The 22,479-nt window shown below is 61.0% G+C and carries 10 protein-coding genes; 2 read left to right on the top strand and 8 right to left on the bottom strand.

The genetic code is table 11. From position 1 onward, the window contains the following. Positions 1 to 8 precede the first annotated feature (8 nt). From F1C16_RS20305 to F1C16_RS20275, 7 genes are all read right to left on the bottom strand, one after another. Complete coding sequence (locus tag F1C16_RS20305) at positions 9 to 3,320, bottom strand: TonB-dependent receptor (RefSeq protein WP_258049159.1); 3,312 nt, start codon at positions 3,318 to 3,320, stop codon at positions 9 to 11. Between the two features lie 763 nt (positions 3,321 to 4,083). Then, on the bottom strand, positions 4,084 to 5,988 hold the full coding sequence (locus F1C16_RS20300) for a SusD/RagB family nutrient-binding outer membrane lipoprotein (RefSeq protein WP_185284541.1): 1,905 nt from the start codon (positions 5,986 to 5,988) through the stop codon (positions 4,084 to 4,086). A 20-nt stretch (positions 5,989 to 6,008) separates the two neighbouring features. Next, on the bottom strand, positions 6,009 to 9,143 hold the full coding sequence (locus tag F1C16_RS20295; RefSeq protein ID WP_185284540.1) for a SusC/RagA family TonB-linked outer membrane protein: 3,135 nt from the start codon (positions 9,141 to 9,143) through the stop codon (positions 6,009 to 6,011). A 151-nt stretch (positions 9,144 to 9,294) separates the two neighbouring features. Then, positions 9,295 to 10,500, bottom strand: a complete 1,206-nt coding sequence (locus F1C16_RS20290) for an ROK family protein (protein ID WP_185284539.1) — start codon at positions 10,498 to 10,500, stop codon at positions 9,295 to 9,297. Positions 10,501 to 10,714: 214 nt separating this feature from the next. After that, entirely contained in the window at positions 10,715 to 12,055 is a 1,341-nt protein-coding gene (locus F1C16_RS20285; protein WP_185284538.1) for an alpha-L-fucosidase, read from the bottom strand. A gap of 96 nt (positions 12,056 to 12,151) precedes the next feature. Next, entirely contained in the window at positions 12,152 to 14,098 is a 1,947-nt protein-coding gene (locus tag F1C16_RS20280; protein WP_185284537.1) for a peptide-N-glycosidase F-related protein, read from the bottom strand. Between the two features lie 92 nt (positions 14,099 to 14,190). Beyond that, positions 14,191 to 15,462, bottom strand: a complete 1,272-nt coding sequence (locus tag F1C16_RS20275; protein WP_258049158.1) for a glycoside hydrolase family 27 protein — start codon at positions 15,460 to 15,462, stop codon at positions 14,191 to 14,193. Positions 15,463 to 15,968: 506 nt separating this feature from the next. Here F1C16_RS20275 and F1C16_RS20270 point away from each other — a divergent pair. Next, a complete protein-coding gene (locus F1C16_RS20270) occupies positions 15,969 to 18,053 on the top strand; it encodes a sulfatase-like hydrolase/transferase (protein WP_185284536.1) in 2,085 nt (694 codons plus the stop codon). A gap of 109 nt (positions 18,054 to 18,162) precedes the next feature. Next, positions 18,163 to 19,308 carry a formylglycine-generating enzyme family protein gene (locus F1C16_RS20265; protein ID WP_185284535.1) on the top strand — a complete coding sequence of 382 codons (1,146 nt, stop codon included), beginning with the start codon at positions 18,163 to 18,165 and terminating at the stop codon, positions 19,306 to 19,308. 540 nt (positions 19,309 to 19,848) lie between these two features. Here F1C16_RS20265 and F1C16_RS20260 read toward each other — a convergent pair. After that, complete coding sequence (locus F1C16_RS20260; protein WP_185284534.1) at positions 19,849 to 22,422, bottom strand: family 20 glycosylhydrolase; 2,574 nt, start codon at positions 22,420 to 22,422, stop codon at positions 19,849 to 19,851. Positions 22,423 to 22,479: the final 57 nt, after the last annotated feature.

Genomic DNA, 22,479 nt, shown 5'->3' with positions numbered 1-22,479 from the left:
TTGTCGTGTTAGAAGGTGATGCTCAGACCACCGGAGTATACCTGCGAGAAGGGGTAGGTTTTGCCGTCGTTCCAGCCATTCAGGCCCACGCTTTCCGGATCGAAGATCTTGGTGAGCTTGGAGAAGGTGAGCAGGTTTTCGCCCGACAGGTACACGCGAATGCGCGACACCCCGGCTTTGGCCACAAACGGGTTGGAGAGCGAGTAGCCGATCTGCAGGTTTTTCAGGCGCATGTAGGCCGCGCTCTGAACGTAGCGGGTCTGGGTTTGCTGGTTCTTGCCCGTGTTGAAGTAGGGCTTGGGCAGGTAGCTGTCCAGGTTCACCCCGGCCACGCCGGCCTGCACCATGGGCGAGGTCTCGTCGCGGAAGAAGTCCATGTGCTCCTGGAAGCCCGCCGACTGCCACATGCCGCCGCTAGCCCCCCAGAAGTAGGGGCCGCTGGGCATGTAGTCGCGCTTGCCTACCCCCTGCAAAAACAGGCGGGCGTCGAAGCCCTTCCAGCTGGCGGTCAAATCCAGGCTGTAGCGGTAGCGGGGCGTGCTGTTGCCCAGGATGGTCCGGTCGCCGGTATTGCCCAGGATGCTGGAGCCGGCGTCTACTTTGCCGTCCCCGTTCAGGTCGGCGTACATAATATCACCGGCGCCCCACTTGCTGCCCAGCGCGTTTTGGTTGACGGTAGCCAGGTGGGCGTTCATTTCTTCCTGCGTTTTGGCAATGCCTAGCGTAGTGTAGCCCCATATTTCGCCCACCATCTGCCCCTCGTACCAGGTATTGATGTTGCCGGTAGGGTTGGGGTAGCGGGTAACGCGCTGCTTAACGTCGGACAGCACGGCGCGCGCGCCATACTGAAACTCGCCAATGCGGTCCTGCCAGCCAGCCTCCAGCTCGAAGCCGTAGGACTCCAGGTCGGCGTTGTTGATCTGCGGCACGGACGTACCCAAAATCGCCGGCAGCTCCGGCGCCGGCCCTACCATGTCAAAGGTTTTGCGCTTGAAGTAGTCGAAGTTCAGGGTGAACCGGTTCCGCATCAGGGCCATGTCCAGGCCGGCGTTCCAGCTGGATACCCGCTCCCAGGTCAGCAGCGAGCTTACCAAGCCCGGCGACGAGGCCGTATTGGGCTGCGCCCCACCAATCAGCCAGCTGCCGTTGTTCACGCCAATGGGCACGGAGGGGTAGAAGGGGTACCAGTTGTTGGTGTTCTGGTTGCCCAGCTCGCCGTAGGAGCCGCGCAGCTTCAGCGTCTGCACGGCGTCGCTCCAGGTCCAGAATTCTTCCTGGGCAACGTTCCAGCCAGCCGATACCGACGGGAACATGTTCCAGCGCTTGTCGCGCACAAAGCGCGAGCTACCGTCGTAGCGGGCGTTCAGCTCCAGCAGGTAGCGCTCCTTAAAGTTGTAGTTGAGGCGCCCGAAGAAGCCGGCAAGGGCCCAGTGCTGGTACTGCCCCTCCTCGGCCCGGCTGATGCCGGTGGCCGTGTTGATGGTAGGCAGCGTGGGCGTGATCAGGCCCGTGCGCGAGGCGCCGAGGGTACGGTATTTGGTCAGCTCTGAGTTGAAGCCGCCCAGTACCTTGAAGTGGTGGCCCTGCTTCAGATCGAAGCTGTAGTTGGAGTAGATGTTGGTGGAGAAATAGTTTTCTTTTTGGTTGTACTCGTAGGCGCGGCTATAGCCGGCCGAGTAGTCGCTCACCGGAATGGGGTAGGGATTACCGGACACGTCGTAGGCCGACACGGGCAACACATCAGAGTGGTTGTTACGGTTGGTAATGCGGAAGTTACCGTTGGCGATGATGTTCCAGTTCTTGAGCGGCGTCAGCGTCAGCTGGCCCTGCTGGTAGAGGTAGTCGGTCTGGTTCAACACGCGGCCGCCTTCTTCCAGCTGGGCAATCTCGCCCGAGTCGGTCCAGTGTCCGTTCGGGTCGTAGACGGGCACAGTGGGCCAGCGGCGGGCAATGTTGTGGTAGAACAGCCCGTTCTGGTGCGAAGCCTGCGTGTAGTCTTCACGCACGTAGCGGGTGCTGTAGGTGAAGCTGGCCAGCTTGCTGATGGTGGTGTTAAGCTTGCCGTTCAGCGAGTAGCGATTAAAGCCATCGTTGGAATGGCGCAACAAGCCCCCCTGATCCAGAAATTCGCCAGAGGCATAGAACTGGCTTTTCTCGGTGCCACCATTCACGCTGATGTTGTGGTTCTGCGAAAACGACGTGCTCCTATACTGCTCCTTAAACCAGTCGGTGTTGGCGTTGGAACCAGTGTAGTACTGGTACCGGTCGCCGGTGGCGTTGGGCACGGTGCCGTAGTCAATCTCGCCACGCTGGTACTGCTGAATGCGTTTCAGCACGTCATCCGCGAAGGGAGCTCCCTGCCCGTCGTTGGCGGCGGCCTCGTTCCAGTACCGGGCAAAGGTGTAGGAGTCCAGCATGTTGGGCAGGCCCATGGGCTTGCTGATGCGGAAGTTGTTGTTGTAGTTGACGGTGGTTTTGCCAGCCTTACCGCTCTTGGTGGTAATCAGAATCACGCCAAACGGCGCGCGCGACCCGTAGATGGACGAGGCCGCGGCGTCTTTCAGCACCGTCACACTCTCAATGTCCTGCGGGTTGATGGCGTTCATGTTGCCCTCCATGCCGTCAATCAGCACCAGCGGGGCCCCTGTGGAACCCGTGCCGATGGTGCCGGCCCCCCGGATGTTGAAGCTCAGCGGCTGGTTCAGCTCGCCGCCCAACCCGCTGGCCTGCAGGTTTAGGCCGGGAATGAGACCCTGCAGCGCTTGGCCCACGTTCTGCACCGGCCGCTCGGCTAGCGCCTTAGCGTCCACCGTCGACACGGCGCCCGTCAGGTTGGCTTTTTTCTGCGTGCCGTAGCCCACTACTACCACTTCATTCAGCTCCGCGGTGCTCAGCTCCAGTCGCACGGTGCCCAGCATAGCGCTGGCCGGCACTTCCTTCACCTTGTAGCCCACAAAGTTGATAACCAGCACGGCGTTGTCGGGCACGTTGGACAGCACAAAAGCGCCGTCGCCGTCGGTGGCAGTGCCTAGGTTAGAGTCTTTCACCCGCACGGTGGTGCCCGGCAGCGCGTTGCCCTTCTCGTCTACCACTTTGCCGCGCACCTCAATGGGGGCAGCCGGAGCCGTGGCCAACCCGTAGGGTAGGGCCGGCGGCGTACGCAGAAAATCGGTCAGCGCCTCTGCCAGGTGGGCGTCGCGCACGGGTTGCAGCGGGCGCAGCGGGGCGGCGCCAAGGTAGCCGGAGCCACGCTGCGGCTGCCCGCCACCGGTGGCTCCGCTGGCCGGTGCCACAACCAGGAGAGCACAGGATAGTGCCATGGCCTGGATGAACCTATATTTCGTGCAGGTTCGCCTTTCAGGGTTAAAGGTGTAGAAGTTCATACATCGTGGGTTAGATTAGGTTGGGGTATGAGGGCATTAAAAAATTCATTCTAGAAATCGCAGCCGCTTTACCACCAAGAGTTTAACCGCATCACTGGAAAGCTATTCGCTTTTTCAGCCGCAGTTGCTGGTGCTCTGCGGGGGGCTGGCTACACCGCTGGCACCGGGGGGCGCGGCTATTCGCCGGCTTCTCCCCTACCCCCTGCCTGGGCTTTGCGCAACTGCGTGCAGAACACGCTACTTCTCCAAAAGACAGGCTTAGGGCTATTTCAGCGGCGGTGCATTATCGCGTGAGCTGTAGCGTTCGGTTCCCCGTGTTTTCCGGGGCCGCGGCTACTGGCAGGAGTATGCAAACTACCTGGTGTGCGCTACAGTAAGTGCGGGGTTTATTTGGTTTAAAAAACTGTTGATCAGCCATATATCGTTATTATTTCAGATAAAAATGGCGTAGCAGCACCCTACCCATCGCGCAAAAAATAGCGCGGTGGCTCCCTGCAACAACGCCTGAGGGGCATTGCGCGCGTATCCATTTTTGGCGTCCTGGCGCCGCTACTGATCTAGTGTCTACAGGGTGAGCGGGGACAAAGCCCCCCCCTACCCTGGCAGCTCCGGCTCCCTACCCTGCCCGAAGGGGGTAGGGAGCCGGGCTCCGATGGCTGGCCGCCACGGCAAGCGTGACGGCCAGCCCCTCAACAGCGGGTTACTGTTTCTTGGCCCACCACAGGGGGGTGAAGGCGTTGTCTTTGCCGCCCAGAAAGCCCAGCGCTTGGCCGTAGCCTTTAGCGTTGGTATTGGGCAGGCTGGAGGGGTACTTGAGGCGCTGCGGGAAGAAGGCCACCTCACTCTTCATGTAGTTCGACTTGGTGAGGGCGGGCAGGTCTACCAGCGGGTTTTCTACAGCTGGGTTCTCGAAGAACGGCAAGCCCAGGCGGCGCTGGTCGCTCCAGGCCTCCAGGGGCAGCCACGGCAATTGGGCAATGTACTTCTGGGTGATGATCTTGGTCAGGTGGTCGTTCTTCACCGCCCCGTTCTTATACAGGTTGTTGGTGGGGTAGGCAACAGCTACCGTGCTGGCCTGGTTGGTGTAGCCGTTCTTGTAGCTCATGGTGTGCGTGGCGGCGGGCTCGGCGGTGTGCGTCCAGCTTACGGAGGTGCCAACGCGGTTGTAATCCTCGGAGGTGAGGTAGCTGCCCGCAGTCAGGCCCCAATAGGAGAAGTTGGAGGCAATGCCTGCCTCGTAGGCCTTTTGGGCCGATGTGGGCGTGCTCCAGCCGCGCTCGGCGGCCTCGGCCAGCAAGAAGTGGGTTTCCCAGGGAGCGAAGAAAATGCGCTGGCTCTGGCTACCCCGGAACTGCTGCGACAGGCGCGGAATAGTGCCGGCAAAGTAGTACGACACCTTGTTGCGGGAGCCCTTGGCCCCCCACTCGCCGTTGATGCCGGGGTTCCAGGTGTAGGCCGCGTCTATCGTCTGCACCACGGCGCCTTTGTCGTCCACCAGGGTGCGCTTGGTAGTTTTGGCGTTGGTGGTCCAGGAGGGGTAGTTGCTGAAGCCTTCGTTGTTGAAGTCGCCCGGAATGATGAAGGCCTTGTACGCCCGCGGATCAATGGCGTAGGGTAGGCCATCGAACCAATAGCCGGCCGAGGGGTCGTTGGTGGCGGTGGCAAAATGGTCTTCGTAGCGCACGCCCATCCAGTTGGCGGGCTTCACGTACTGGGCCATGCTGGCGGGCAGCTGCGCGGTGGTGGGCACCCCACCCAGCCCGAAGTAGATGTTGAAGAGGGTAGGCGACAGAAACTGCGGGTTCCACTCGCGGCTCATAACGCCGGTTAGCGCGTCCCAGCCTTGTTTCTCCTGCACCTTAAACGTGCCGCTCATGTCCGTAATCAACTCCTGCTTGGCGGCGTCCTCAAACTCGGCCTTGGCCTTGCTGGGGTCTACCTCCGATAGGCGCATGGCCAGGCGCAGGCGCAGCGAGTTGGCGTACTTTTTCCACTTGGCGTAGTCGTAGCCGTAGGCGGGGTCCTGCTGGCTCAAGCCCGAGGGGTTCACCACCGACACGTCTAGCTTGGCGCTGGCGTCCTTGAGCTCTTCCAGCACGTAGTAGTACACCGCTTTGGTATCCGAAAAATCGGGGTTCGTGCCCTGGAAAGCCGCCACCGGCACCGGCCCAAAGTTGTCCGACATCTCGCTCATGAGGTAGGCGCGCCAGATGCGGGCCACCTGCATCAGGTTGGCGGTGTAGGCTTTGGCCTTGCCGTTAGCCGTTTGCTCGTTGGCAATCTGAATGGCCGAGTTGGCCGCGTTCAGCCAGCTGGCCACCTGGTTGTAGTAGGCCGCGGTCCAGCCGTCGTCTACCGAGCCCGAGGATAGGCCCTCGTCTTCCTGCTGATGCGCGGCCGTTTTCCAGTACAGCACAAACGAGCGCTCGGCCACGTCGGGGTTCATCTGCGCGTTCACGATGGCGCTGTTGATGAAGTATTCCACCTGCACCTGGTCGCCGCTGGCGGCTAGCGGGTCTACGTTCAGATCCTCAAAATTATTGCAGGCTGCCAGCAATAGACCGGTTGTCAGAAACAGACCGGGTGTTTTGATTGCGTTTTTCATAACTGAGAGCAAGTTTAGGATTAGAAACCCAGCACGACGTTGAACAGGTAGGCGCGGGTAGTCGGAGGGCTGGCATTCTCGAACCCGGTGGCGTTGGTGCCGGTAGCATACACTGATTCCGGATCCAGTCCGTTCAGGTGGCTTTTAATCAGCCACAGGTTGGTGCAGGTCACGCCCACGTTCACGCGCTGCAGCGGGGTTTTGGCGAGCAGCGTGGTGGGTAGGGCGTAGTTCAGCTGCAGGTTGCGCAGGCGCACGTTGGAAGCGTCGTAGAGGTTGGCCTCCGTGATGCCCAGGTTGCCTACTCCGGCCACGGCCGTCCAGTACAGCTGCTGCGTGACGGGCACGGCGTTCTTTTCGTAGCTGCCACTGTTGGTGCCCGCTACCGCACCATCTACCACAAACTCCTGCCGCTCGCCACCCGGCGCCGTCACCGACGAGGTGCCGTTTTCCTGCATGCTGGCCAGGGTAGAGGAGAAGATCTTGCCGCCGAAGCGGGCATCTACCAGGAAGGAAAGCCCTATCCCTTTGTAGGTGACGGTGTTGGTTACGCCCAGCAGCCCTTTGGCCTGCTGGTTGCCCAGCTTCACGTTCTGTTCGCCCCGCTGCGGCAGGCCGGCCGCGTTCAGCAGCAGCTGGCCGTTGTAGGGGCTGTTGGCGTCGTCCACGCGCAAAAACTTGCTGCCGTAGATGTCGCCGTAGCGGCCACCGGCGGTAGCTACTACCCGCACATCATCGAAGCCGCCCAGCGGGTAGGTCAGCACATCTCCCGTCAGTGATTCTACCGTGTTGTTGTTGCGCGAGAAGTTGGCCATAATGTCCCAGTTCAGGCCGGTAGGGTTCTGGATGATGGCACCGTTCACCCGGGCCTCAATACCCTTGTTTTGGATATTGCCGGCGTTGATGATGCGGTAGCTGTAGCCGCTCAGCGGGTCCAGCGGCAGGGAAATCAGCTGGTTCGTAGCGTTCGATTTGTACACGGCCACATCAAAGCCCAGGCGGTCCTTAAGAAACCGCATTTCCAGGCCAGCCTCGTACGATTTGATGCGCTCGTTGCGCACGTTTTGATCATACAGGGTACCGTTGCGGCCGGCCGTGGTATTGCCGTTGGGATCTTTGTTGATGGTGTAGATGTTGTAGAGCTGGTAGGGCGACAGGTCGTTGCCGACCTCGGCGTAGGAAGCCCGCAGCTTACCGAAGCTCAACCAGCCCGGCAGGGTGCTACCCATTCTTTCCATCATGTCGGTGAAGACGTAGGAAACGCTCACGGCGGGGTAGAAGAAGGGGTTATTCACCTTCGACAGGGTCGACGACCAGTCTGTGCGCCCGGTCACATCCAGGAACAGGTAGCCGTCCCAGTTCAGCTGGGCCGAGCCGTAGATGGAGTTGATTCGGCGCTCGTAAAAGCGTTGGCCCACCGTGGGGTTGCCCACGCCGTTGTTGAGGGAGAACAGGTTGGGCACCTTCAGATTACCCGAGCTGCTGTTCAAGTCGCTGAACTGCTGCGCCATAAGGTTGGTGCCCAGTATGGCCACGCCGCCCAGCTTGCCCACCACGTTGTCCTGCTTGGCCGTCACCAGCGCACTGTAGTTGGTTTCGGTGAAATCCTGCTTGCCTAGGCTGTAGCGCCCCCCGGCAGCGATGGGGCTGCCGTCGTAGAGCTTGTTTTCAGAGTTGGTGTAGTACTTGTCGGCCCCGGCCCGCACTTCGGCCGACAGCCAGTCGGTGAAGGCGTACTTCAGCGAGGCGTTCATGATGAACCGGTCGCGCACGTCCTGGTTGAGGTTGTACTTGTTGTTCCAGTAGGGGCTCACTTGGTTACTACCGCCGTACCAGAGCATCTGGCCCGCCTCGTTCACGGCCGACTTAAAGTCGCGGATGTCCAGCGAGCGGGGCAGCATGTAGAGGGTGCTGTAGGAGTTGCTCTGGTTGGCGCCCACCAGCGGCCGGTTGTCGGCCTTCGACTGGCTGTACTGCACTTTGGTATCAATGGTCCACCGGTCAGCGGCGCCGAAGTTGGTGATGGCACGCGCCATCAGGTTGGTGCGCGTCAGCTTGGTGCCCGGAATGATGCTCTGATCGTCGAGGCGGTTGAAGGAGGTGTAGAGGGCAGTGGATTTGTACTGCTGCTGCAACGACACGCTCTGGTTGGAGCGGATACCGTCGCGGAAGTAGTTGCCGATGTTGTCGTAGGTCTGCAGCGGCGTTTGCTCGTCGTTCCAGCCGGTCACTTGCTGGCCGTCGGCCTTGGGGCCCCAGCTCGTGTTGGCGCGGTTGTCGTAGATGTTGTTGCTACCCTGCCCAAAGGCGTCCTGCAGCTTGGGGTGCGTAAACATCGTTTCCAGACCCACAGTAGAGGAGATGGTGATGCCCAGGCCCTTCTGCGGCCGGCCCGATTTGGTGGTAATCAAAATGGCGCCGTTGCCGGCGCGGGTGCCGTAGAGGGCGGCAGCAGCCGGCCCCTTCAGCACCGAAATGCTGGCAATGTCCTCGGGGTTGATGTCCGACAGGCCGTTGCCCATGTCCAGCGAGGGATTGAAGTAGTCGTTGTTGACGGCGCCCGTCGCGTTGCTGATCGGAATACCGTCCACCACAATCAGGGGCTGGTTGTCGCCGGTCAGCGAGTTGTTGCCCCGCAGAATGATCTTGGACGAGCCGGCCGGGCCGTTGCTGGAGCGAATTACCTGCAAGCCGGCTACCTTCCCCGACAGGGCGTTCACCACGTTGGGCTCGCGGGCTTCCACCAGCGTTTGGCCCGCCACTTCCTGTACGGCGTAGCCCAGCGACTTGCGCTCCCGCTCAATGCCCAGGGCCGTCACTACTACTTCGCCCAGCTCGTTGGCGTTGCTACCCAGCACCACATTGATGGTGTTGCTGCCGCCCATAGGCACGGACACCTCTTTGCTCTTGTAGCCAATGGAGCTTATCACGAGCACCGAGCCGTCGTTTTGCAGCGTCACGCTAAACGCGCCGTCGTCGTTGGTAGTCCCCCCGTTGGTGGTCCCCTTCACCTGCACCGTTGCAAAAGGCACTGGCACTCCTTTCTCGTCTTTTACAGTGCCCGTAATGGTTCGGCTTTGCTGGGCAAAAGCTGTGCTTACGAACAGGCTCAGCAGCATAAAAAGCAGGAGTCCTTTTGTAAACTGATTTCTCATACGCGTAGGAAAGAATGGAAATGGAGGGTAGAATAAGAGCAAGGTTGGGCTCACTAACAGCACACCGTACCGGTATATTTATGCAGCTATCGACCAGTGGTTAACCCTGTTTGCGGGGCTAGCAGGGGCGTCAAGCGCGGCGTACGGGCACTCAGGCCGGTACGGCCTGCTGCACAGGTAGCAGCGTATCATAGCTTTCCATAACCAAGGCAGCCGCGCCAAACATTACGGCCTCGTAGCCCAGCGAGGAAATGGAAATCTCTGTATTCTCCGCTATTTTCGGGATGCAGTGCTCGTTGATGGCCTGCTGCATGGGGGCCAGCCATAGCCGGCCCGCTGCGGCTCCTTTGCCGCTCAGCACGGTCAGCTCCGGATTAAACAGGTGAATTAGGATGGCCACGCCGCGCCCAATGTTGTAGGCCGATTCGGCAATCAGATCCACGGCCAGCCGGTCGCCTTTCAGGGCGGCATCCATAATGGTATCGGCTACCCGCTCAATGTTGTCCAAGGTCAGGCCCTGCAGGCTGGAGCGCTTCCCCGTTTTCAGGACAGCCATCGCCTTTTCGGCCATCATCAGCAAGGAAGTTTCGGTTTCTAGGCAGCCGCTTTTGCCGCAGCTGCACAGCCGGTTGTTCGTAAATAAAGGCATATGACTAAACTCACCCGCAAAGCCATTATGTCCCCGGAACAGCTTGCCGTTCAGGATTATACCCAGGCCTACCCCCCAGCCAACGTTCAGCACCATTACGTTCTGCTTCTCGCGGGCGGCGCCCATCTTCAGCTCGGCTAGCGCCATCAGGCTCGAGTCGTTGTCGATTAGCACGGGCACCCCTGTCTCCTGCTCAATGTAGGTCACGATGCTGTCATCGGCTTCCAGAAAAGAGTGATTAATGCCTTTGACTACGTCCACAAAGCCGGGCATGCCAATGCCTATGCCGGCTATGCTGCTCTTCGAAATGCCGGATTCGGCAATAAAATCTGCTATAAACTCCGTCAGCTGCTGTAGGGCCGTCGGGTTGCGCGGTAGGCCCAACGTCAGCTTTTTCATTTTCCCCACGGGGTTGTTGCTCATGTCCAGCAGCACAATGCGCGTAACCAGCTGATCCATGCCCACGGCCACTACATACATCAAGTCAGACTTAAGCGAGTACATCTGTGGCCGGCGCCCCCCTGTTGAAAGCGCATAGCCCTGTTCTATCACTGCACCTTCGCTTATTAGCTTGGCTATCAGTTGGTTGACGAGGGGTAGGCTTTTTCCAAGGCACGTACTTAGCTCTGCGCTGGAAAGCTCACCAGCAAAATACAAATGCTTGATGATGCTTTTTTTATAAAACGCCTGTTTATTAAGCACATCCATAAGGCTTTATGATAGTGTTTTGCTCGTTTCTATGCATCTAAAGTAGAAATGCTTTTTAAGATATCAATAGATCTTCTTAATTTTTTCATAAAAGAATGCCCAAAAAAAAGAATGTTTGCCGGGTACAGGTAGTGCTATTTCTAGCCCACATGCCCGGCAAACATTCCTATTCAAGCCATCTTTATAACTTTTCCGTTTTAAGTATGACTTAATTTTATTTTAGCCCGCCTTGTCCTTGGTAAAGCTCCAATGGCTTATTTAGCTCCAGCGCCAGCACTGTCATGTACTTATCCTGAGTTTGTTCGGGCACGCTGATATACACCAGTCCGGGCACCGGACTCCACGAAATCTTGCCCACAATCTTGTGCGGTAACGTTTGCGGAGTGCCTACCACGCGAATGCGCTTAATATCATTTTTCAAGCCTTTCACCACTATCTGCCCCTGCACCTTGCCGGGTAGGAACAGGTAAACCGTGGCCGAGTCTTTGGCCAGCGTAGTAGGGCCGTAGAAGTGCCCCTGCGGCAGCCCGGCCACGGTACCGAAGATGGCCTCATCGTGCTTTTTGTTCCACTGGCCCAGCTCTTTCAGCACCTGCACCTCCTCGGGTGGAATGGTGCCATCTTCTTTGGGACCGATATCGAGCAGCATATTGCCGCCGTTGCTCACGGCATCGGCAAAGATGGTAATGACCTCGTAGGGTGTTTTCCAGGCCTTATCCTGCGGCTGGTAGCCCCAGTTATTGTTGATGGTCATGCACAGCTCCCACCAGTTGTACTGGGGGCGCGTCACGGGGAAATTCTGCTCCGGCGTGTCGTAGTCGCCGTAGCCGGCCAGGCGGCCGTTGAGAATGGCGTCGGGCTTCAGGCTCAGAATGTTACGGCGAATACCAGCCGAGTTCCACTCGGCCGCGCTGTGCTCCCAGTCGCCGTCAAACCACCACAGATCGGGCTTAAATAGCCGGTTCACCTCGTCGATCTGTGCCTGGTTGAAGGCCAGAAACTTCTGCCAGCGCTTGGGCTGGTCGCTGATTTTGTAGCGGCTGCTGTCCTTCAGAAAGCCGGGATAATCGGGGTAGCTCCAGTCGATGAGCGAGTAGTAGGCGCCGCGCTTGATGCCCTGCTTATCCAGCGCCTGGTAGAAGGGAGTGAGCAAATCGCGCTTGGCAGGCGTATTTTTTACCACGCTGAAGTGCTTCTGCTTGGTGTTCCACAAGGCCACGCCATCGTGGTGCTTGGTGGTGATGACGGCGTAGCGGGCGCCACTTTCCTTGATAAGCGCGGCCCAGGCCTGGGGATCGTACTTCGACGCCGTGAAGCCCTTCATCTGCTTCATGTAGTCGGGGTAGCTGATTTTGCGGTTGTGAAAGCTCCAGCTCTCATCAATGCCATCCACGGCATAAATACCCCAGTGAATGAAGATACCCAGCTTGGCATCGGAAAACCACTGCATCTTGCTGCGAATGGAGTCGGGGTCGATTTTGGACTGGGCCTGCGCCGGTGCCGTGGCCACCAGGGCCAGCGCCAGCAGGGCAAGGCGGCTGCGTTTGTTGGTCATAGAAATGCGTGTTTTGGGTGTGCGTAAAAGTTATTTTTGTCTCTCATTTCCCTACCCCTGGCGGGGCATTATGCGGCATCTCTGCCCTACCCTCCCCTACCTCTCTTTCAGGCGAAGGCGCTTTTTGAAGCGTTCCTGGCCATTTATCAGCACTTTCAGGTAGAAGCGCCCTTTGGGGAAGCGGCTGAGGTCGTAGGCAAAGGTGCCTTCCTGGAGGCGGGGGTAGCGGTGCTCCTCCACCACCGCGTCGCCGGGGTCCGTCACTAGCTGCACCACCACGTCCTCCGGGAAGTTGGCGTAGTAGTCGAGGGTCGTTGGGCCGTTGGTGCTGGTAGGATAGAGCCCAAACGAGGTCTGGGCCGTGATGGGCGCCACCGGCTGCCCTACCCGGAAATCGTACACTACCGAGGAGCCGAAGTCCGACTCAAAGTCCTTCAGCATGGCCCCGTCGGCATTGAGCAGGCGCAGCTTGCCGCGGCCGCCGCGGGAGTTTGCCCAGAACTCCAGCCCGTTGCCCGCCGAGTCGAGCATGACCAAGCGGTACCGGCCCTCGGGCAGGTGCAGCGTATCGCGGTATAACGTGTTGTTTTTCAACGTACCTAAGGCTCGCCGCTGCCACACCTTGCCCTGGCTATCCGTGAGCGTGTAGCTATTTTGAGCCGACTGGTTGTTGGTTTGCAGGTACACCACCATGTTGCCGGCGTGCGTCGGCACTGCCGCGTAGGGGCTGGTCTGGCGGTTATCGGCCGCATACTGGTCGCGCTTGCCGTTGGGGCGCAGCAGCTCGGCCACAAACGTATTGCGGGCCGCCTGGCCGCCAATGACACCAGGCAAATCAATGACCGTAGAAGCGCCGGGCGCCAAGCTACCCTGCCAGCGGTGCTGTTGCAACGGGGCGCCCAGCGTGCCGTAGCGCACCATAAGGCTGCTGACGGGGCCGGCGCCCATGTTTTTTACCACCAGGCGAGGCTGCATGGCGGCCGGGTTGTCGCGCTGGTACACGTCCTTCAGCGAAGGCCGCACAATGGCTTCCAGGGCCACATCATGTTGGGTGGGGGCCTTCTTGTATTGAATAAGATAGGCCGAAATCACCTCGTCGGCGCTGGGCTCCGAGCTGGCGGTGTAGGGCTCCATGGTCAGATCGATGGTGTGGCGGCGGCTACCCTGCACGGGCAGGTTGTAGAGGTCGGGCTGCATCAGGTTGCCGGGGCACCAGTTGGCGCGGTCGTACACCCAGGTGCCGGCCTGGGGGTAGAGCGGATTATCGCCGCACTTCTTCCAGATGGGCCGCTTATCGATCATTTTGCCGTCGTACCACAGCTCCCGATACTTATCGCAAAACTCGCCGCAGCCGTCGGGCTTGTCCATGCCGTGGCCCGTTTGCACCACGCGCAGCCGCGCAAAATCGGCCTGCTTATCGGCCATGAAATCAACCGGTTTCAGCATCTTTTCGATGCTGTTGGCCTTGTCGCCGTAGCGAAACGAGCCGTCGTAGATCTTCTGAATACTGATGGGCTCCCAGGCCGGCCTACCCTTCACCAGCTCAAAGTCGAGGGTCACGCTCCACCCCCGGTCCTGGTTAGGCTCCCAGCCGACGTGGTTATACTCAATTTCCACGCTGTCGCGCAGTAGTAGGCTAAAATCGGTGACGTCTACCTCCCAATTGAAGCTCCAGTCCTTGGCAAAAGCACCGCCGTAGGGCGTCAGCATCCGGCCAATTTCGTAGTCCTGCGAGGCGCCCTTCACCCCGCCCGTGCGCCGGATGGTGATGTGGTCTTTGTAGTCCCAGTCGGCGCAACGCATACCATCGGGACAGCCAAAGCGCACGTTCAGCGTGATGCTCCGAATACCTTCTTTGGCCGCCGGAAACCGCCCCCAGGCTTTGTAGGTTTTGGTGCCTTTGGCCGGGTCAGTCACCACCGTCACGCGCTTGTGCGTGACCACGTGCAGGGTGTCGCCGGCGGCGTAAGTGGCTTTAGCAGAGATAATAAGAAAAATCAGCAGCAGAAAAAAAAGAAGGCCTTTGCCAGATAACTTGTTCATGCAGGGTAGGGAAAGTAGTAGGTAGTAGGGTCTAGATTGTGGCGGCCGTGGCCCCCTACCCCCCCCTAGAAGGGCGGGGACGGGGGGCGCCGTTAGGAGCGGCGGGGCTTATACTGATACACGTTGAACGGCCGGGCTTTGCCCGTCAGCTTCAGCACTACCACCCCATGCGCGGGCACTTCAAAATCAACGTCTTTCTTAGTGGAAGCGGCGTAATCCTTCTGCGCCCACAGGTCGCGCATGGTGTAGCTTTTGGCGGCTTCCAGTCCCACCGAATCGGGCTGAAAACGGATGGCAGCGGCTTTGGCCGAGCGGTTGAGCAGGGCCACGGCTACCTCGCCGCTCATGGTCGATTGCAAGGGCTTGGCCCACACTTCCCGGTCGCCGTAGTCGGCGAGGCGCCGGGCCTGGTACACCAGCGGGTCTTGATTCAGGGCAACCAACTCCTTATTAGTCAGTATTTTGATGGTTTGCGGCGTCATCTGGCGCAGGTCGTTGCCCAGCAACAGCGGCGAGCTGAGCATGCACCACATCGAGAAGTGCGTTTTGTCTTCCTCGAAGCTCATACCCCGCCCTACCTGCAGCATGTCCATATCGTTGACGTGGCCCGGCGAGGCGTGCTTCCACAGGTCGGCGTTCTGGTCCACGATGTGCATCACGGAGGCAAACGTGTTGGCAATGTCGCCGGAAACGCGCCAGGAATCGGCCAGCGGCACCACCCACTCGCCCGGAAACTGCCAGCGGCACACGTTGTAGACCGCGTCGGGCCGTATGTCCCGGATCAGGTTGCCAATGAGCGTGTATTGCGTCTGCTCGTTCAGCCCCAGCCAGTCGCCGCCGCACCAGTCTACCTTAATAAAATCGTAGTTCCAGTCCCGTAGCAGCAGCTGCAGATCCTGGGCTTCGTGCCCACGCAGGCCCATTCCTATCCCAACGCTGTCTTTATCCCAGAAGGAAGCGCAGGTGTTGATGCCCGCATCAGAGTAGATGCCCGCCTTCAGGCCTTTGGCGTGGATGTAGTTGCTCAGGGCCCTCATGCCGGCCGTAAAGCGGGTAGGGTGCGCTATAATATTGCCCTGCTGATCGCGCCCCCCGAAGTAGCCGTCGTCTATGTTCACATAGGTGTAGCCCGCGGCCTGCATGCCCGACGCCACCATGGCATCGGCCTGCCCTTTGATAATTTCCTCGTTGATGCCCACGTGGAAATTGTTCCAGCTCGACCAGCCCATCACCGGGGTGCGGGGCCGCCCGACACGCTCTACCCGATCTGCCGCGGCGTCCATCCGGCTCAGGCTATGCTGCTGGCTTTGACAAGAAAACAGCGCTGCCGCCGTAAGCGCCAGGAACGTATTTATCTTTCTCACTATAAAATAAGGTTGGTGGCGGATTGGAGGCGCGCTGCCAGGTAGGGCGCAGCGTAGCTGCACTAGCGCAAGCGAAATATTCGAGCGGAGGGGCGCTCCTGCCTCGCGTAACGGCAGTTTTCAGTATACTTGCTGCTGCAAACGAACAGCCGTCACGGCTGAAAGGCAGCATGGGGGCCCAAGGCCACCTGTTTTCCTGAAGCGTTGTATAGCCCGTTACGCTGTGAGAGCCTGGGCTTTATAGTGCTGATAATCAGCGAGAAGCTAGTTTAATAGCCTGCCCTATGGCAGGGAGGGTCGAAAGGCAGGCGTACTGCCTGCTGGCAACTGATGCAGTTGCAGCCCCGCCCAAAGATATAGAAAAACGTGGGCCAGCCGGCCACTTTTATAACGCAACGCGCTGCTCGGCAGCCCGGCGCGCCACTACCGCCCATCTAGTCCTACCCCTCGCTCTCCCAACCGCGAGGCAGCACCTCGCGACCCTTATATTCAGTAACCTGTTTAGCATGAAATACTTGCCGTCTATTTTAGCCTTGCTGTTGCTTGGCGCAACCTTGCCGGCACCGGCGCAGACGCCTGTCTCCCAACCCCGGCAGCCCAACATTATTTTTATCCTGACCGACGACCTGGGCTACGGCGACCTGGGCGTGTTCTATCAAAACCAGCGGCAGCAAGCGGCCAACCGCAGTGAGCCCTGGCACTACACCCCCTACCTCGATCAGATGGCCGCCGGCGGGGCGCAGCTTACCCAGCAGTATGCCAACGCGCCCGTGTGTGCCCCCTCCCGCGCCTCCCTGCTCACGGGTACGCACCAAGGCAATGCCCACGTGCGCAACAACCAGTTCGACAAAGCCCTGGAGGACAACCACACCCTGGGCACCGTGCTGCAGGCGGCCGGCTACACCACCGCCACCATTGGCAAATGGGGCCTGCAAGGCGTGGATGAGGTAGGGCCCAACTGGCCGGCACACCCGCTCAAGCGCGGCTTCGACGCCTATTTCGGCTACATGCGCCACATGGATGGCCACGAGCACTACCCCGTGGAGGGCCCCTACGGCGGCCCCAAGCAGGTGTGGTACGGCTACGAAAATGTGTCGGAAGCCATGGCCAAGTGCTACACCACCGACCTGTGGACGGCGGCGGCCAAAAAATACGTCATCGACCACACCAAGGGTACCGACGCGGCCAAGCCGTTCTTCCTGTACCTGGCCTACGATACGCCCCACGCCGTGCTGGAGCTGCCTACCCAGACGTACCCAAAGGGCCAAGGGCTGAATGGCGGCCTGCAGTGGACGGGCACGCCCGGCCAGATGATCAATACCGCCTCGGGGCAGGTAGACTCTTACCTGCACCCCGACTACCGCGACGCCACCTACGACCACGACCGCAACGTGGCCACTGCCGAGGTGGCTTGGCCCGATACCTACAAGCGCTACGCCACCGCCGTGCGCCGCATCGACGACGGGGTAGGCGACCTGCTGCGCTTGTTGAAAGACCTGCACCTAGACGACAACACGCTGGTGGTATTCACCTCCGACAACGGCCCGTCCGTGGAGTCTTACCTGCCGGCCCGGTACGTGCCCAACTCCCCTACCTTCTTCAACAGCTTCGGGCCCTTTGATGGCATCAAGCGCGACTGTTGGGAAGGCGGCGTGCGCATGCCCACGCTGGTGCGCTGGCCCGGCCACATTCCGGCGGGCCGGGTGGTAACCACCCCCAGCATCTTCTCCGACTGGCTGGCCACCTTCGCCACTGCTGCCTGCGTGCCCGCCCCCGCCCGCACCGATGGCGTGTCGCTGCTGCCCTCGCTCACCGGCCAGGGTAGGCAGCCCGAGAGCACCGTTTACGTGGAGTATTTTGAGGAAGGCCAAACACCTGATTACGGAGCGTTTGAGCCAAACCACCGGGGCCGCCGGCGCGAGCAGATGCAAATGCTGCGCCTGGGCGACCTGGCCGGCGTGCGCTACCAGGTGAAATCAGCCAACGACGACTTCGAGATTTACGACGTGGTGAAAGACCCCTCGCAGGGTACCAACCTGGCCCGGCACCCCGGCTACGAGCAGCTACAGCAGCAGCTAAAAGCCCGGGCGCTGCAAGTGCGCCGCGCCAACCCCACCGCCCAGCGCCCCTACGACAACGCCCCGATTCCGGCAACGCCCGCCGCCTCTACCAAGAATAAAAAGAGCTTCTCCTGGAAATACGTGAAGGGAGATTTTCCGTGGGTAGCAGCTGATGAGGAGCAGAAAGCCAGCGCCCACGGCACCACCAAAACCCTGGGGGGCAAAGAATTGCGCAACCGACGGGGCATGGTCTATTACACGGCCTACGTGAATGTGCCAACGGACGGCGTGTATGAGTTTTCGTTGAAAACAACGGGCAAGGCCTTTGTGCGCCTGCACGAAGCCGCGCTGCTGGATGCCGATTTCGGTTATATCCCCGGCACCGAGCTAACGCAACGGGTGCCGTTGCAAGCCGGCCAGCACCCCATCCGCGTGGCCTACCGCAGCGGCAAAGCACCCCAGCCCGCCTTGACGCTACAATGGAAAAAAGCAGGTGATACCACCTGGCGCCCGCTAGGAGCAGCGAAGTAGCACTGGCGGAGGGTAGCCCTACCTGCCCTCCAGATGAAAACTACCCCAGCGCACCTGCCTTTTACCCTACCCTCGCCCCTACCCTCGCCCCTACCCTATTGCCAGTATCATGCGTCTGCAACCTTTCTCTCTCTCTATAATAGGTGTGCTTCTATTGACGGTTGGTGCCTGCCAGCACGAGCCGCCGCAAACTGAAACGGCCGCCATCGCACCAGCCGACGCGGAGCCGACCTCCTGCCACAGCAACATGCCGCAACGCTTTGCCACCGCCACGGGCGCCGCCACAACCGACAGCCTGGCTGCCCCGGCGAAGCACGCCTCGCACCAGGGCATGGTATGGGTGGAGGGCAGCCACTTCCGGATGGGCGCCACCGACAACGAGGGCCGCCCCGACGAGTACCCGGCCCACGAGGTGCAGCTGAATGGCTTCTGGATAGACGCCACCGAGGTGACCAACGCCCAGTTTGCGGCCTTCGTGAAAGCCACCGGCTACCAAACCGTGGCCGAGCGCAAGCCCGATTGGGAGGAGCTGAAAAAGCAGCTACCGGCCGGCACCCCCAAGCCCGCCGACGAACTGCTGGTGGCCTCTTCCCTCACCTTCAGCCAGCCCAGCCAGCCCGTGCCCCTAAACGATGCCTCGCAGTGGTGGCGCTGGACGCCCGGTGCCAGCTGGCGCCATCCGCAAGGGCCGCAGAGCAACCTCGAGGGTAGGGAAAGCTACCCCGCCACGCAGGTTGCCTGGGCGGATGCCGCCGCCTACGCCCGCTGGGCCGGCAAGCGCCTACCCTCCGAAGCCGAGTGGGAATACGCGGCCAGGGGCGGCCTGAGCAGCAAGAAGTACGGCTGGGGCGATGAGGACGTGGAAGCCGGCAAGCCCAAGGCCAACACCTGGCAGGGCAGCTTTCCCAACCACGACGAGCAACGAGACGGCTTTGCCGGCCTGGCGCCCGTTCGCTCGTTTCAGCCCAACGCCTACGGCCTCTACGATATGGCCGGCAACGTGTGGGAGTGGGTAGAGGATTGGTACGCGCCGGACTACTACCAGACCGTGGCCGGCCGCGTTTCCGTGAACCCGCACGGACCCGCCCAAAGCCACGACCCGCAGGAGCCCACGGTGCCCAAGAAGGTGACCCGCGGCGGCTCCTTCATGTGCAACGCCTCCTACTGCAAAGGCTACCGCGTGGCCGCCCGCATGAAATCCTCCCCCGATACGGGCCTGGAAAACACCGGCTTCCGGTGCGTATCCTCCCTATAATAAACGCCCATAGGCAAAATCTACCCCTCTGGAGTCTGTCATGAACTGGTTGGCGAAACACACCTTTTGCCAGTAGCAGCGGGAGCGAAGGCGAGGGAGCGAACCTGCTGCAGGACTAGGCGGCGACAGCGGGCGGCCCTACCGAAATTGCGCTCCATGACCCAGCGGCGGGGCAGTAGCACAAAGCCCGGCTGGCCTTCTACTTTGGCAATGGCTTGCAAGTTAATCTCGTGCAAAACGGCGGCGTGCTACGCGTCTTCGCCCATGTAGCTTTGGGCAACGTAGGCCATCCGTACTTTTTAGCCCGTGACATACTACCCCCCCCTCGCAGAGTGCCGCCACTGGCCAGCCGCCGCCGGTTTTGACCAAATAGCGCAGGGCGCTGAACACGGCTCAGAGCGAATGCTACCGCTGCACCATGTTCTACTGCACCGGGGCCAAATAGGGTGCCACAAATACCCATTCCGCATCTGTGGCGTCGCTCGAGTAATCTTTTCACTGGGGCATCTCCCAGATTACACCACCAATACATAACACGCTCTACCCACCTGCCCCAAGGGGCACAAAGGTGAACATCCACTTCACCGGGTTCTGCCAGTCGGAGCCTTTGAAGCGCCCGACGGGAAGCTTCACTAGCACCGTGTTCCAGCCTTTGCGCACGGGGGCGGCGGTTGGGGGGCGGTAGCTGTAGCCTTCGTCCTGTAGCGGAACTTCGGGGTGGCCGGGCTGGCCGGGGTGCTGCCAGGCGGGCGGGGCAATGGCCTGGCCGTTGAGGAGCACGGCGCTACCGCGGTTGTCCCAGGTGCCGGCGGCCGGCGAGGCGGAGTTGTAGGAGCGCGACAGGTCGTTGAAGCCGATCCAGAAGTAGCCGGTGGTATCGGCATTGCTCCAGAAGCGGGTGGTGGCGTACCAGGTGGTATTTTCCCGCGGCTGCTCCAGCGCGCCCGCTACCTGCGGGCTCCACCAATGGCGCAGCACCACGGTGCCGCCGGCCACTTCGGCGGCGGGCTTGCCGACTTTGGAGCCCGGCTTCTCGGGCGCGAAGGCGCGCGTCAGGTCGCCTTTGTTGGGGTAGGGACCGAGCAGCTGCCAGCTGATATCGGCTTGGGCGGCGTAGGGGAAGGGTAGGCGCCGAAAGTAGAGCGCCTTGTGGTCGAGCAGACGCCGCTCAAACGCCTTAAATGCGTTGGCGCGCTCGGAGTCCGGCTGGCCCACGGTAGACACCCAGCCGGGGTAGCCGCCGCCGCACCAGCTACGCTCGGCAAAAGCTAGCAGGGCCGGGTACACAGCATTGTGTTGCAGCACCTCTTCGGGCCGGGCCACGCGCCGGTCGTTCCACACGCAGAGGGTAGCGCCCAGCAGGCTGCTGTCGGCGGCGGCGGCATCGCCCAGGCGGCGGTTGAAGACGGTAACCACGCTCTCCAGCGGGTCCATGTGGTTGAGGTAGAGGTGGCGCGAGTCGATGTACTGCCGGCCGGGCTGGCGCTCCACCTCGCGCATCCACAGCTGCCGGATGGTGGCGGGGTCCAGGTTGCCGCCGGGCTCCCAGCCAATGGTTTTCTTCCCCATCTGATGCAGCAGCCCCGTCACCTGTGGCAGGAAATCGGAGTTGGTGATTTTCACCTCGTCGGCCCCCACGTGCAGGTAGGGCACATCGTAGGTCTGGGTGAAGCGGGTGAGGACTTCCTTTACCGTGGTCAGGCCGGCCGGGCTCTGCATTACAGTGCCAGTGGCGCGGGTGAAGGCGGCGCTGTGGCCGGGCATGTCCAGCTCCGGCACCAGCGTAATGTAGCGCGCCCGGCAGTAGCCAATGAGCTCCTGCACCTCTGCCTCCGAGTAGTACTGGCCAGGGTCGCGTAGCATGTGCTCGGGCGCGGTGAGCTGCGCAAAGCCGGGCACCTGCAGCCGCCAGGCAATGTCCTCGGTGGCGTGGAAATGAAAGACGTTGAGCTTGTACCGGGCCATAGCATCAATCTGCTGTTTCAGCAGCGACATGGGCTGATAGTTGCGGCCCACATCCACCATGTAGCCGCGCCACCCAAAGGCGGGCCAATCCCGGATGGTGCAGCCGGGCAGAAACGCCCCGTCGCGGCACAGCTGCACCAGCGTTTGCAAGCCGTTGAAGATGCCGTGGGCCGTGTTGGCGGTGAGCTGCACCCGCGCATCGGTCACGGCCAGGGCGTAGGCTTCCTCCGGAAAGTGATCCGCCGCCACCGGCCCCAGCGCCAGCGCCATGTGCGCCTCGCCGGGCGCGGGCTGGCTGGTTACGCGCAGCAGCAGCCCCTTTTCTGCCAGCAGCTGCTTTAGGCGCTCCGCCTCGGGTAGCAGCGCCGGCTGCTGTACCACAATGGTTCGGCACTGGTAGAGCGGAAAAGCCGCCGCCGTCCACTGCACCTGTTGCGGCAGCGGGAGCAGGGCGAGCTGATCTTGCAGGTCGTATACTTTAGGGTAGATCAGATGCTTCCAGCGCATATAGCCGGCGCCCGTCAGGTGCAGGCCGTCGTTGGTGTAGCGGGCGTCGAGCTTGCCGGTGGCGTCGGCGAAGCCGGCGTGCAGATCGAGGTAGGTGTAGCCGTGCGCTGTAGCCAAGCGACGGAGCTGCTCGTTTACTTGGTTGATGAGCGCCCCGTTGTGCACATGGCCCGCAAACTTGCCAAAGGCGTCGTTCACCGGCAAAATACTCTGCACGTAGAGCCGCGTGGCGGGCGACTCCTGCCGGAGGTAGTCGGCCAGCCACGTGATGTTTTTCACCACGCTGTCGGGCGGTACTTTGCCGGCCAGGTCGTTGGTGCCAATCAGCACAAACACCTTGGCCGGACGCCGCGCCACCACCTCCCCTACCCTGTTTAGCACCCCCGCCGACACGTCGCCGCTGATGCCGCGGTTTTTCACCTGCGGGTCATCAAACAGCTCGCTCCACTCGGCGCTGTCGCTGATGCTGTTGCCCAGAAAGATAACGTCGCCGCGGGTGTGCGGCAGCGTGCGGAAATGGCTGGCCCGCTGGTGGTAGTAGGTAGGAAATTTGCCGTCGGGCAGGCGCACCGGCTGCAGCTGCGCCGTCGCCGTCTGGGCCAGCAGGCACAGCAGGCACAACAGAAAAGTCAGGGTTTTCATGCGGGCTGATAAGGGGACGGTGGCGGGCGCCGGCCCGGAGTGAAGCCGGGGTAGTTA

Source organism: Hymenobacter sp. NBH84 (assembly GCF_014217645.1).
GTDB classification, from domain to species: Bacteria; Bacteroidota; Bacteroidia; order Cytophagales; family Hymenobacteraceae; genus Hymenobacter; species Hymenobacter profundi.
This window is presented reverse-complemented; position numbering and strand designations above follow the sequence as displayed.

What these genes read in the sequence shown, in the direction of transcription:
- F1C16_RS20305 (WP_258049159.1), bottom strand. Translation starts at nt 3,320, where the DNA reads ATGGCACTATCCTGTGCTCTCCTGGTTGTGGCACCGGCCAGCGGAGCC.
- F1C16_RS20300 (WP_185284541.1), bottom strand. Translation starts at nt 5,988, where the DNA reads ATGAAAAACGCAATCAAAACACCCGGTCTGTTTCTGACAACCGGTCTA.
- F1C16_RS20295 (WP_185284540.1), bottom strand. Translation starts at nt 9,143, where the DNA reads ATGAGAAATCAGTTTACAAAAGGACTCCTGCTTTTTATGCTGCTGAGC.
- F1C16_RS20290 (WP_185284539.1), bottom strand. Translation starts at nt 10,500, where the DNA reads ATGGATGTGCTTAATAAACAGGCGTTTTATAAAAAAAGCATCATCAAG.
- F1C16_RS20285 (WP_185284538.1), bottom strand. Translation starts at nt 12,055, where the DNA reads ATGACCAACAAACGCAGCCGCCTTGCCCTGCTGGCGCTGGCCCTGGTG.
- F1C16_RS20280 (WP_185284537.1), bottom strand. Translation starts at nt 14,098, where the DNA reads ATGAACAAGTTATCTGGCAAAGGCCTTCTTTTTTTTCTGCTGCTGATT.
- F1C16_RS20270 (WP_185284536.1), top strand. Translation starts at nt 15,969, where the DNA reads ATGAAATACTTGCCGTCTATTTTAGCCTTGCTGTTGCTTGGCGCAACC.
- F1C16_RS20265 (WP_185284535.1), top strand. Translation starts at nt 18,163, where the DNA reads ATGCGTCTGCAACCTTTCTCTCTCTCTATAATAGGTGTGCTTCTATTG.
- F1C16_RS20260 (WP_185284534.1), bottom strand. Translation starts at nt 22,422, where the DNA reads ATGAAAACCCTGACTTTTCTGTTGTGCCTGCTGTGCCTGCTGGCCCAG.